Consider the following 13249-nt stretch of genomic DNA (forward strand, 5'->3'; position numbering starts at 1 on the left):
AAATATGATGTTGTCAATCAAAAACAGATTCCTGTGAAACACAAAATTCCTTGAGCGTCCGATCCAGCCGTGTTCCGCCCGGTACATACGCCAAAATCAACCCATCAATTACCTGACTTGGGTCTGGGACAACCCCGGTCAAACGCTCCGCTGTTACCCCTTTGGAGAGTAGTAGATAGAATGTGTCCTTTTTTAAGCCCAACGTCGTAAAGAGATTCCCCTGTCCTTTTGAAATAACCAAATCCGCGTCGAGGAGTGCGTTCGCAAATTCTCCTGTCCCTTGATAGAGATTGGTTCCGACGGTATTTGAGCCTGACGAAATCAGATGCACATCACCAACAGTGATTTGCTCTCTGAGTTTGTGAAAATGCGGATGTGTAGTAAGATCTCGTAGATCATCGAGCGTCGCATCGTTAGTTGCGGGTTCCGCTTTGCCAACAACCGTAATTTGATGCCCGTGCTCGGCAATAGCTTCTATAAGCCATAGATCGAAGACCGACTCACCATCGTTATCAATGAGCCAGAGGAGCCTTTTCGGTTTATCTTCAAGGATCGTTGACCGGAACTGACCAAAACAATCAATCGCCAAGGAGGCATGAATCGCCTCCTGCAATACAAGGCTGAAGTAATCTGGAGTCTCCCGAAGTTTTGCCACGACCCTTGCACTGCTGTAATCAATGATATTAGCTGCAATAACCAGTTTCAACCGTTCCAACCAATCGCAATTTGGAAATTGGGCGAGCAAGTTAATCGCTGTTTGCCTTGCGTTGCGTTTGTCCCTGCGATATGGATTGGGGTTGCCTGTGCAGAGCATAACAGCCTTGAAGATACTTCCCCAAAGTTCTTCGGGGGTCAGATCGTCAATAACATGTGCACCGTTAGCTTGTCGTAGCTCTAGTAGTTCCCCAACGGCGTTTATTGCAGTTTGACGTAATGTCGGGTCCCGGGTGGCACGTTCAATCAGTTCGTGTTCCGAATGCGATCTGACGTGCTGGCGGATGTTTTCCCAATCCGGCAACCAACGCTTTTCACCGAGAGTGAATACGCCGGGGTTATAGCCCGGTAGGACCAGCTGATCCAAGAGGGTCTGAGAAATCTGATTTGAAGCGTATGGTGTGCTGCGTAATGGGTGACTGGTGGGTTTGGAGGGAACGCCTAACTGTTTGTCTCTTATGGAGAGTTCTGATGGAAGCACTATTGCCCTTGCAGTAACGGATTTGAAGTTTGCCCCTCTCCCAACTTTCACACAGTCAAATTGACTGCTTTCGATACAGCTGCCGACGGCTAAGCCAGTAATCGGCGCGGCAACTTCGGTTGAAAGCGGGTTGGATTGAAAAACTGTGTCCGTTGCGGTCACGTCTTTTAAGCCAACGCGGTCGCCAACGATGGTATTTCCTATCAACACAACATTTTCGAGACGACAGTAGTTCCCAATCTGTACCCCATCGCCAAGATGCACACGTCCCAGAAGGTAGCAGCCGTGACCGATTTTGATATTATCTGTCGCCAATGTGATCTGTGCTGCCGGATCAACCCTAACCCTTCTCTGTACCAGTTTTTTCTTGGTCTCCGCAAACAGGTGTTCCTCGCCAGTAAGGACGTTTGACCAACGGTTAATGCCAGAGATAATTTCGCCCCGATGGATATAGGCGTTGGTTTTCAAACCATCTTCGTAGCAGTGGCGGATGAGATCGGCATGGTGGAGCTCGGACTTGTCACCGTGGGGTTGCAGACGATTCATCCGGGCGAGCGCTGCATCACGGCGGATTAGGGTGATACCGGTGTTGGTGTAGGCTTCCCCGCGCTCCCAGCGCTGCCACATCGTCTCTTTTTCCGTGTTGGTCATGTCGTACCACTCTTTTGTGCCTATGAACTCACCTTCATCGTCAAAGAATAATCCGCCTTTATCAACTACGGTGTCAGGAATTTTGCCACAAAGGGTAACATCTGCACTGACAGCAAAGTGTGACAGGAGTGTGCCTACGAAGATGGCTTGATTCAAAAACGGCTCATCGCCAAAGGCAACGCCGAGACATTCTGCATCGGATTCGGAGATTATCGACAACGCGACCCGTAGCGCAGCTCCTGTGCCGTAAGGGTGCTCAGGTTGTACACACAGGATGGCGTCTGGTCCGAACAGTTGGTTGGTCTCTTCTGGATCAAGCGCTGAAGGAGGGATGACACCACTTAAAGGGATATCCGTTTTCGCCACACGGGCTGCCATTTGGGCGTTGACAACAATGATATGCGGACGACTTCCCGGTAGGTAGCTTCGGGACAGTTGCAAGGTATTCCGCTCACCGAACCACAGGTCTAAGTTTTTGTTCAGACGGCTGGACGGATCAATGCGAGTCCCTTTCCCAGCTGCGAGTATAACCCACTGTGGGTCAATTTTGCGGGAAAGTTGGTCTGAATCTTGGTGGGTTTGATCCGATTGATGGCCGATTTGATTTGAGACAGCGTGAAGGAATCGGTGGACTAGTTTCTCGGTTTCCGCTTTATCTGAAATGCCGGTTGTCTCAGAGAGATTACAACGCAGAATAGTTTCGATTGTTTGGCGAAGATTGTCAAGGTTGCTATTCATGGGGAGGAATGTTATCTGATTTCTTCTGAAGGAACCCAGAAAAATGCGGGGAGCAAACGATAATTTAATGAGGGAAGTCGATGACTGCTTAAGAAGCAGAAACCGATAGAGAAAGAAGATTAAAATGCAGCTTTTTAGTTATTGGTCGGCACACACGGCTAGTGAACTGGGTCGGCAGACAGAGTTATTGCAGTTGACGGCGGGGTTGTCTTTCGACACCTCCCCGCCGCACTGCACTAACGCATCAGGAGAAGTATGGCATCTTTCACATCTTATTCACTCAGATGGAAGATAGCCATCTTCGTCTCAGTCATCTCCTCTACAGCGTATTTCGGTCCCTCTTTGCCCATGCCGCTCTCCTTCAGGCCACCATAGGGCATGAGGTCTGCACGCCATTGTGTTCCCCAGTTGACCATGAGGTTGCCGGAGTCAACTTCACGCACGAACCGCATCGCCCAATCGATGTTTTCGGTGAATATCGCCGCGCTCAAGCCGTAGTTGGTGTCATTAGCGAGGGCGATAGCATCGTCGATGTTTGAAACCTTCGATACACCGACAACTGGTCCGAAGATTTCGTCGTATGAGATTTTCATCTCTGGCTTGACGTTGGCAACGAGTGTCGGTGCGTAGATCTGCCCATTTCTTTCACCACCGGTGAGGAGTTCAGCACCATCACTGACCGCTTCATCTACCCATTCGCTAACACGGACGGCATCATCTTCACGAATCATTGGTCCCATCTTAGTCGGTTCATCAAGGGGATCTCCTGTTGAGATACCTTCAACGGTTGATTTGAAAGCATCGAGAAAATCGCCGTAGATACCTTCGTGGGCAATGACTCTTTGCGTTGAGATGCAGACCTGTCCTGCATTGGAATAACCGGAGGCTGCTGCAGCCGCTGCGACCTTCTCTGGATCCGCATCCGGCATGACGATCAGCGGAGAGTTAGATCCGAGTTCCATCGTTACACGCTTGAGCCCAGCAGTGTGGCAGATGCGTTCTCCAATGTCACGGCTGCCGGTGAAGGTAATTTTCCGGACGCGTCGATCGGCACAAAGTCCATCGCCAATCACGCTGCCTGATCCAGTCAAACATTGGATCGCTTCCGGTGGAGTCCCCGCTTCAAGGAAAAGCTCGACCAGTTTCAGTGCCGACAACGGTGTGTCTGTCGCAGGCTTAACGATAATTGCGTTTCCTGCCGCAAGTGCGGGACCCACTTTGTGACAAACGAGGTGCAGCGGGAAGTTAAATGGGCTAATCCCAACAACGATACCACAGGGCACTCGTACCGTAAAGCCTAATTTACCCTTAACACCAGGTCCCCCTTCAAGCGGGATGACCTCGCCGTAAAGCCGCTTGGCTTCTTCCGCGGAGAGTGCGATAATTTCGGATGCGCGACCTGCCTCTATCGTTGCTTCTGCGAGGATTTTTCCCTCTTCCAATGTAATGATTCGAGCGAGCTCATCCACACGCTCTGCCATCAACTCGGAAACCTTGTGAATAATTTCATAACGCTCGTAGCCGGTCATTTTCGCCATGATCTCTGCGCCACGCTCAGCGGTTTTGAGTGCGGTTTCGACATCATCGTGATCACCTCTGGGAATGGTGTCAACAACGGAACCATCATAAGGGTTCAGAACTTCGATTTTCTGCGGCTTGTCTACCCATTCGCCGCCGATGTGCATTCTCATTGATATTAACCTCCATAGATATAAATTGATGCGATGCCAATCATAAGATGTTTAAGTTTACCATGTTCAAGATACCATCTCTCATCGAAATTGTCAATCGGAAATTTACCGTTCCATCGGGTATTTTCACTTGACCCATCTGGCAGAGTTAAGGTAAAGTATAACATATTTTTGATCGGAATAACACATCTGACTTGAGGCAGCATATATGAAAGATCTGGGATGTAGCACAATTTTATACGGTGGGTTTAGTATAGGACAGGCACTCGAAGGCATTGCGAAAGCCGGATATAAAGCAATTGAACTCTGTGCTCGTCCCGGGATGGCACCGCATCTCGAAATTGGCAAAACGGCTTCATACTACGAAGGGATCAAAGCGCAAGCCACTTCGCACGGTTTGACAATAGAATCAATCGCGGGGACCGGTGGGATTGGGATGGATAGCCCTGATTTTGACGCAGTGATAGAAGCTGCGCAGCAGGTTGGTGCGCCGGCAATCGCCGAGGGCGCAGGTGGCATGTCCGATGATGAAGTGAGTTTCAAGCAGGTGGTGGATTTAGTTAATGCAACTGCTGCTCGAACCTCACAGGCTGGCATTAAGCTGAGCCTGAAGCCGCACGTCAATAACGCGGTGTATTCAACTAAAACGGCGCTACGATTGATGCGGGAGGTCGATCGTGAATGGGTAGGGATTAACTTCGATGCGAGCCACATTTGGCGCACAGAGGCTGCCGAAGATCCAGTGGAATCGCTCCAGCAGCTGAACGATCACATTACAACGCTGCGTATCCGTGACAACCGTGAGAGTCGTGAGGGACCGATAGGTCCCGTTGAGACACAGATTCCCGGCAAAGGCAGTCTTAACCTTCCTGCGCTCGCTGCTGTCATGAACACAATTGATCATGTGCCTTATGTAACGCTGGAGATCGTTGGCACACAGGGTGGGACGGATACGCCGCTTGCTGAAGTCCAGCGGGTTGCGGAGGAGTCGATAGCATATCTGAAGCCACTGTTTGTGACGTAGAAATTTGCCCACAAAAGACTCAGAGAGGATCAAATGGCTGAAGTCAAAACGGGTGTAACCTTAAACCACATTCAGGAAAGACTCATTTAAAAACAGGGTGCAATTACGGTGAAAACATTGAGAGCAGGGCAATATACCTCATCTACGATTTTCGATGCAAGTCGGCACTGTTGCACTAATTCTTAACATGAGCGAAGATTTTTAGTCTTGCGATACACATTGCGCTCCTCTGGAGCGCGGATATTTGAGATATTGACATCCTATAGACATATCGCTCCTTCGGAGCGAGAAGTTAAGTTCCTCAACTTTAGCGAAAACCTCATGGATTTTCAACGGCTAGGTTCTGTTGACATTCGGGTGTCGAGATGTGAATCTCGACCTACAGGCTATCTACCGGCATTACATAGATTAAGAGGATCGGGCAAGATGCCCAACCTACGGGTATAGAGGGTCAATTTTATAGCACCATACACACCTAGCAACTAGCGTCACCATAGATCAGTTATCAGAAGCGTTTTCAATTTAACCCGTTTCAGTCAATTCTTGCGGAGATATAACAATGCGTTTAAGCGATGCACAAATTCATCAATACAGAGAAGCTGGTTTCCTTGTGGTGCCGGGGCTTTTTGATCCGGCAACAGCACGGCAGATGATCCAGCACTATATGGAGCGACGTGCTGAGGGACCGAAAGCAGGAGATAGTGGCGGTACAACAGATCACCCAGAGGATTCAAATCACCAGTATCCTCGAATGATTAATATGCACAATTGGGATACATTGACCGAAGAATGGGCAATGCAGGAGACGATGTTAGCACTTGTCGAGCAACTGATTGACGATAAGCCCGTGCTTCGGCAGACGATGCTGTATTTTAAGCCACCGGGCGGCAGAGGGCAGGCACTCCATCAGGATGAGCAGTACATTACTACTGAACCGTTGATTGGTGTGTGGATTGCGTTAGACGCATCGGACAAATCTGTGGGACAGATGGTAGTTGTCCCGGGCTCACATAAACGAGGCTTGCTACAGGTAGAGGCTGCAAATACGGCAATTTCGTTCACTGATGTACAGTCGGTGATGCCGGAGGGCGTTGAAGAGTTTTATGTTGATATGGAGCCGGGGGACGCACTGTTCTTCGACGGCAAGACCATCCATGGCTCCTACATGAACGAAACGCAGGACCGATGGCGACGGAGTTTTATCTGTCATTATATCGGTGAACATGCGAAAGATTTTGAGCCTCCACAGGGCAAGCATGTATCGCATTTGAGACGCAATGCGTAAAAAGTCACGTTTTTTTATTTATAACTATTACCTCGGAGAAGATAAGTGAACGTACACGAATATCAAGCAAAACAGATCCTAGAAGCGCACGGGGTTAACGTTCAACGCGGTGAGGTAGCATCAACCGCTGATGAGGCTGAAGCGATTGCTCGCAAACTGGATTGCCCACTGTATATCGTCAAAGCGCAGATCCACGCGGGTGGACGGGGCAAAGGTGGCGGAGTTAAACTAGCGAAAAGTGCTGAAGAGGTTAGGCAACATGCTGAAGCAATTCTCGATATGCAGCTAGTTACCCCTCAGACGGGCCCCGAAGGGAAGCTGGTCCGCAAGGTACTAGTCGCTGAAGCTAGTGATATTGAGAGAGAACTTTACCTCGGGATGGTAATTGATCGCACCGACTCGAGACTCGTCATAATGGGCAGCGAGGAGGGCGGCGTGGACATCGAAGAAGTCGCTGCGGCCCGTCCCGAGAAGATTCTCCAGCAAACCATCGATCCAGCTATCGGCTTGCCTCCTTTTCAGGCGCGGAAACTCGCATACGACTTGAATATCCCGCGCGAATTGGTCAACAAGGCTGCTGATTTGATGATCGGTTTGTATAACGCCTTTGTCGATTCCGATTGCTCACTCGCCGAGATTAACCCACTCGCTATCACAAAGACCGATGACGGTCAGGATATCGTCGCTCTTGATGCCAAACTCAACTTCGATGACAATGCACTTTGGCAGCACGAGGAAGTTAGCGCAATGCGCGATCCTAACGAAGAGGATGCCCGTGAACTTGAAGCGGGAGAATCGGGTTTGAGTTATATCAGCCTTGACGGGAATATTGGGTGCATGGTCAACGGAGCGGGACTTGCGATGGCAACGATGGATCTCATCCAGCTGCACGGTGGCGAACCCGCAAATTTCCTTGATGTCGGTGGGGGAGCAACGACGGAAACCGTTACGCACGCTTTCCGTCTCATCCTCGCAGACGAAAAAGTGCAGGTGGTCCTTGTCAACATCTTCGGCGGTATCATGCAGTGCGACGTGATTGCGAACGGGATTATTGAGGCAGTTAAGCAGGTAGACTTGACAGTTCCGTTGGTTGTACGTTTGGAAGGGACGAATGTAGAGTTGGGGAAACAGATTCTCGCTGATTCTGGTTTGAACCTGATCGCTGCGGATGGGCTTTCGGAGGCAGCGCAGAAAGCGGTGCAAGCGGTGGCACAGTGAACCCATCAGTTTTTGATGGGAGGATCTATGACAAATAAACTCGGACTACGCGACTTAGATGTCAATGGCAAGCGGGTTCTAGTGCGTGTCGATTTCAATGTGCCGATGGATGGGAAACGCATCGCCGATAATACACGCATCCGTGCAGCCCTACCGACGATTTTGGAACTTATCCGGGGTGGTGCAAAAATTATCTTAATTACGCATCTTGGACGCCCCAAAGGCTTCGATCCTCATTTTTCCACAGAACCGCTCGCGGTAGCACTTAGTAAACTGTTGGGTCAACGGGTCAAGCATATCGTTGATTGCATTGGGGTAGAGGTTGAAGGGGTAGTTTCCGAACTCCGTGCAGGTGATGTGTTGCTGCTCGAAAACGTCCGCTTCTACGAAGCAGAAGCGAAAAATGTCCCGGAATTTGCGCGAAAACTTGCATCTCTCGCTGACCTCTATATTAACGATGCTTTTGGTGCAGCACATCGCGCCCACGCTTCAACCGAAGGGGTAACACACTATTTCGATCAGTGCGCTGCGGGTTTGCTGATGGAAAAGGAAATTGAATATCTCGGCAAAGTGCTTCACGATCCGGAGCGCCCCTTTGTTGCAATTCTTGGTGGGGCAAAGATCTCGGATAAAATTGGCGTGATTGAGAACCTGCTTGACAAGGTCGATCAACTCATCATCGGCGGTGGTATGGCATATACATTCCTCAAAGCAAAAAGACTATCAATTGGGGATTCAATTGTGGAGATGGATAAGCTTGATTTAGCCAATGAGTTGTTGCGAAAAGCATCGGATCGGGATCTGACCATCCATCTCCCACAAGACCATGTCATCGGTAGGGAGTTTGATCCGAATACCGAATTTCAAGTTGTCTCCAATAAGAACATTCCTGATGGTTGGAGTGGTTTTGATATCGGAAGCGAAACTGTTGCAAAATTTGGTGAAATTGTTGATACGGCAAAAACAGTCATCTGGAATGGTCCGTTGGGGGTCTATGAGTTTGAGCAGTTTGCAAAAGGTACACTTGAAATTGCACAGCGGGTTGCTGAATCGGCAGCGGTCAGCATCATTGGCGGTGGGGACTGTGTTGCTGCGGTGCATCAAGCGGGTGTCGCAGATCGGATAACACATATCTCTACAGGCGGTGGCGCGTCATTGGAATTTCTTGAAGGAAAACGGTTACCCGGGATTGAAGCATTGACAGACAGGAGTGAGAACTAAAATGAGCAAACAGCGAAACCACTTAATCCTTATTGGATCCATAGGCATAGCTTTGTTGTGTCTGTGGGGGTGTTTTGATATTGATTTTGTAAGGGATATTATCGGTGATGCCCTAGAAACCAGTGAGGATTCGGACGTTTCAAGCGTTACTTCGGCTAATACACGATTTGGGTTCAAGTTGCTTCACGATCTGCGGGAACGAGATCCCGGCGGGAATATTTTTATCTCTCCGTTAAGCATCTCAATTGCGCTGACCATGACTTATAATGGCGCAGTTGGAGAGACAGAACGCGCTATGGCAGAAGTGCTAGAGATAGATGCGTTGGATTTCTCAACGATTAATAATTCCAATAAGGCATTACGAAACAGCCTTGAGAATCCTGACCCCAAAGTTGAAATCTCAATTGCAAACTCAATCTGGTCCCGTCAGGGTGTTGACTTTAACCCTGAATTTTTGGAGCGAAATCGGGTATTTTTTGGAGCGGAGATTGCCTCACTCGATTTTAGCTCGCCGCAGGCGACGGAAACCATCAACGAATGGGTTAAGACAAATACGAATGGCAAGATTGAGAAAATCATTGATAGGATTAACCCGCAAACACTGCTATTCTTGATTAACGCTATCTATTTCAAGGGAAACTGGCAGGACGAGTTCAATAAGTCAAGGACACGAACGGGTGTTTTTCATCTGACAAATGGCAGTGAGAAGCAGGTACAGATGATGCGTCGAGAGGGGGAGTACCCATACCTCCGTGGCGAGAATTTTGAAGCAACCAGCTTACCGTATGGCGATGGGCGAGTGAGTATGTATATCTTCCTTCCCAACCGGGATTCTAACCTCAATAAATTTTTGGGCAATCTAAATGCGGAAAATTGGAAGGGGTGGATATCACAGTTTCAGGATAGAAGGCAAACTATGATGCTGCCCCGATTCAAACTAGAATACGAAGTAGGACTCAACGACACACTTGAGGCACTAGGAATGGGAATCGCTTTTGGCGACGGTGCCGATTTTAGCAATATGGGCCCCAGTCTTTTTATCAGTGAAGTAACGCATAAAACCTTCGTGGAAGTTAACGAAGAGGGAACGGAGGCGGCGGCTGTCACTGCTGTTGTGGGAGTGACATCTGTACCACCAGTATTCCGGGTAGACCGTCCGTTCTTTTTCGCCATTTATGACGCTGAGACAGAGGCCATATTGTTCATGGGAATTGTTACAGAGCCGATGTAGTTTACGAGCCACTCAAGCCCACACCGACAATGGAGAAATAATGGCTACAGAACCTTTGCCAAGGCTTGATTCTGACACCGAAATTCGGAAGGAGCTATTACCCTATTGTAGGCTCAACCCCGGAGATGTTTGGGAAGATCCCTTACAAGGGCACAAGGTCGGAGTGTTAGATGCCACCTGTCCTGATGCGGTAGCGAAAATAATGGGCGGCAAAAAGGCAAAGGTAGCTGTGAACGACCCACCTTACAATGTGAGTGTCGGAAATAAAACGACCCAAAATCTGAATAAGCTAAATTTAGCTGAATATATGGAGTTTTCTAGGAACTGGGTAGCAAATACGATCGACATATTGGATGAAAACTCTCATTTCTACGCATGGTTGGGCGCAGATCAGAAAGACAGTTTCCAACCTTTGCCCGATTTTATGGTCATGATGCGGGAATTTGAGGACCTAGAGGCGAGAAGTTTCATTACGCTGCGGAACCAGAGGGGGTACGGCACTCAGAAAAATTGGATGGCGATAAGACAGGAGTTACTCTACTACACGAAGGGCAACCCCGACTTCGCTGTTGTTTATACCGATATACCTAAAATTTTACGCGGCTATTATAAAACGGTGGGTGGGAAACGAGTGGAGAACTTGGAGCGGAGTCGATCCGATAATATCAGACCCGGCAATGTGTGGGTTGATATTCAGCAGGTCTTTTATCGGATGGAAGAGAATGTCCCCGGTGCTTATGCCCAAAAACCGCTGAAGGCAGTTGAACGGATTATCAGAGCCTGTAGCCGTGAGGAAGATTTGGTTGTGGACATCTTCGCGCATTCAGGAACGACGTTAATTGGCTGCGAAAGATTGGGGCGCGTGTGCTATACATCTGACATTGACCCGATCTTCGCTGAAATTACAATCAGGCGGTTAGAGCACTTTCGTGAGACGCGCAGAACCGGTTTTCAATTTCAGAATCCTTTCGGGGAACTAGAAGCCTCAAGGGTCAACATGGCAAAGATATGAGACAGGGGCATTTGGCGAATTACTTGACAACCATTAAAGAGACCATGCCAACAGTCTGTGTCAAATAAGGAATGATATTCTACTAATTAAAGAGGAGCAAATCTGGAAATGAGAGACAAAATCACACCGCGCAGTGAGGACTATTCAGAGTGGTACACCGAAGTGATTCGGGAGGCGGAATTGGCGGACTACGCCCCAGTGCGTGGATGTATGGTTATTCGACCCTACGGCTACGAACTTTGGGAGAATGTGAAGGCGGGGTTGGATCGCCGCTTCAAGGAAACGGGACACGAAAACGCTTATTTTCCGCTCTTTGTACCGATGAGTTTCATCGAGAAGGAAGCGCAGCACGTCGAAGGTTTTGCGCCAGAGCTAGCGGTTGTTACACACGGCGGTGGCAAAAAACTAGAAGATCCGCTAGTCGTGCGTCCCACCTCAGAAACGGTCATCGGATACATGTATAGCCAGTGGATTCAGTCCTACCGTGATCTGCCGGTGCTGATTAACCAATGGGCAAACGTTGTGCGTTGGGAGTTACGCACGCGTCTGTTTCTCCGCACGATGGAGTTTCTCTGGCAGGAGGGACACACAAGCCCAAGAAGAGACGTTGCGAATGCTGGATGTGTACGCCGATTTCGCTGTGAACGATGCTGCAATCCCGGTCATTCCTGGTCGTAAAAGCGACAGCGAAAAGTTTCCCGGCGCGGATGCTTCCTATAGCATTGAGGCTATGATGGGAGATTGTCGCGCTCTGCAGTCAGGCACATCACACAACCTCGGACAGAACTTTGCCAAAGCCTTCGATATTCAGTATCAGGATGGGAATGGAACGCAACAATACTGTTGGACGACCAGTTGGGGTGTGAGCACACGAATGGTTGGCGCAATCATCATGGCTCATGGTGACGACCAAGGGTTGGTCTGGTCGTGCCGATTTACCGAAAGGACGACGAGCGAAGCACGGTCATGGAGGCGATCGAAACGATTGAAGCCATGTTAGGATCGGATGTGCGACTGAAGGTAGATGAGCGCGACGAATATTCTCCCGGCTGGAAGTTCAACGAATGGGAGTTGAAGGGGGTGCCGTTACGGATAGAGATTGGGCCCAGAGATATTGCAAAAGATCAGGTAGTGATTGCTCGTCGCGATGTACCAGGACGAGATGGTAAATCGTTTGTTCCATTGGCAGGACTAGCTGATGTTGTCTCCGATATGCTCAACGACATCCAGAATAGTCTGTTGGCTCGTGCCACCGAATTCCGTGACGCTAACATATCAGAGCCGTCCGACTACGATTCGTTTCGGGAGGCGGTGACACAAGGGTTCGCCCGTGCTTGGTGGTGTGGGGATATTGCGTGCGAGGATAAAGTCAAAGACGACACCAGAGCGACGACGCGCTGCATCCCTTCGGATCAGCCCGGTGGGGGTGGGGCTTGTATTGTGTGCGGCAAACCGGCAGAGGAGATTACTATCTTTGCGCGAGCTTATTGAAATCGTGCACTTAAGGTACATTCTGGTATGAAAGGTTGCTATGTGTCGAGCAGCATCCCTCAGCGTTTTCCTCGCTTGGACTACCTTTACTTTGTGGCTGCTAGCGTGTTGGGAAACATCAGCTAACAAGCCAAGTGCAACGACACCGGAAGTGGCTGCCACGGAAAGTAGTGGCGAGGCACTTCATCTTTATACGGCTCTCGACACCAACGAGGCAAAGATCTATATCCGCGCTTTTGAGGAAGAGAGCGGCATTCAGGTGCGATGGGTACGTCTGTCGGCAGGAGAGGTGTTGGTACGGATCAGAAGCGAGCGAAATAATCCACAGGTCGCACTCTGGTTTGGCGGACCATCGCCAGAGTTTATTGTTGCTAAACGCGAAGGATTACTGGCCTCCTATGCCCCGCGTATCAATTTTGATCCACCTCCTGGTACATTCGATGAAGCGCACTACTGGACCGGATTCTACTTCGGTGCAATCGGTTTTGCGTC

9 protein-coding genes and 1 pseudogene are annotated in these 13249 nt (G+C 49.4%); 8 read left to right on the top strand and 2 right to left on the bottom strand.

Going from position 1 to position 13249, the window contains the following annotated elements; genetic code table 11:
- Nucleotides 1-13: 13 nt before the first annotated feature.
- Both J4G02_13860 and J4G02_13865 read right to left on the bottom strand, forming a co-directional pair.
- Complete coding sequence (locus tag J4G02_13860; protein ID MCE2395660.1) at nucleotides 14-2584, bottom strand: DUF89 family protein; 2571 nt, start codon at nucleotides 2582-2584, stop codon at nucleotides 14-16.
- A gap of 272 nt (nucleotides 2585-2856) precedes the next feature.
- Nucleotides 2857-4275: an aldehyde dehydrogenase family protein gene (locus J4G02_13865; GenBank protein ID MCE2395661.1), complete on the bottom strand. Its 1419-nt coding sequence runs from the start codon at nucleotides 4273-4275 to the stop codon at nucleotides 2857-2859.
- Nucleotides 4276-4483: 208 nt separating this feature from the next.
- Here J4G02_13865 and J4G02_13870 point away from each other — a divergent pair, with 208 nt between their 5' ends.
- The 8 genes and pseudogenes from J4G02_13870 to J4G02_13905 all read left to right on the top strand — a co-directional run.
- On the top strand, nucleotides 4484-5299 hold the full coding sequence (locus tag J4G02_13870; GenBank protein MCE2395662.1) for a sugar phosphate isomerase/epimerase: 816 nt from the start codon (nucleotides 4484-4486) through the stop codon (nucleotides 5297-5299).
- 559 nt (nucleotides 5300-5858) lie between these two features.
- The gene (locus tag J4G02_13875) at nucleotides 5859-6584 is read left to right on the top strand and encodes a phytanoyl-CoA dioxygenase family protein (GenBank protein ID MCE2395663.1); all 726 of its coding nucleotides are present in this window, start codon (nucleotides 5859-5861) and stop codon (nucleotides 6582-6584) included.
- 45 nt (nucleotides 6585-6629) lie between these two features.
- Nucleotides 6630-7802 (top strand): ADP-forming succinate--CoA ligase subunit beta, encoded by a 1173-nt coding sequence (sucC, locus tag J4G02_13880; protein MCE2395664.1) that lies wholly within the window; start codon nucleotides 6630-6632, stop codon nucleotides 7800-7802.
- Between the two features lie 15 nt (nucleotides 7803-7817).
- On the top strand, nucleotides 7818-9023 hold the full coding sequence (locus J4G02_13885; GenBank protein ID MCE2395665.1) for a phosphoglycerate kinase: 1206 nt from the start codon (nucleotides 7818-7820) through the stop codon (nucleotides 9021-9023).
- A gap of 1 nt (nucleotide 9024) precedes the next feature.
- Nucleotides 9025-10254 (top strand): serpin family protein, encoded by a 1230-nt coding sequence (locus J4G02_13890; protein ID MCE2395666.1) that lies wholly within the window; start codon nucleotides 9025-9027, stop codon nucleotides 10252-10254.
- Nucleotides 10255-10294: 40 nt separating this feature from the next.
- A complete protein-coding gene (locus tag J4G02_13895; GenBank protein MCE2395667.1) occupies nucleotides 10295-11266 on the top strand; it encodes a site-specific DNA-methyltransferase in 972 nt (323 codons plus the stop codon).
- Between the two features lie 108 nt (nucleotides 11267-11374).
- Nucleotides 11375-12757, top strand: a pseudogene (gene proS / locus J4G02_13900) (proline--tRNA ligase).
- Nucleotides 12758-12797: 40 nt separating this feature from the next.
- On the top strand, nucleotides 12798-13249 hold a 452-nt coding region (locus tag J4G02_13905), incomplete at its 3' end, for an ABC transporter substrate-binding protein (protein ID MCE2395668.1).

The sequence above is a fragment of the Candidatus Poribacteria bacterium genome (genome assembly GCA_021295755.1).
GTDB lineage: Bacteria > Poribacteria > WGA-4E > WGA-4E > PCPOR2b > PCPOR2b.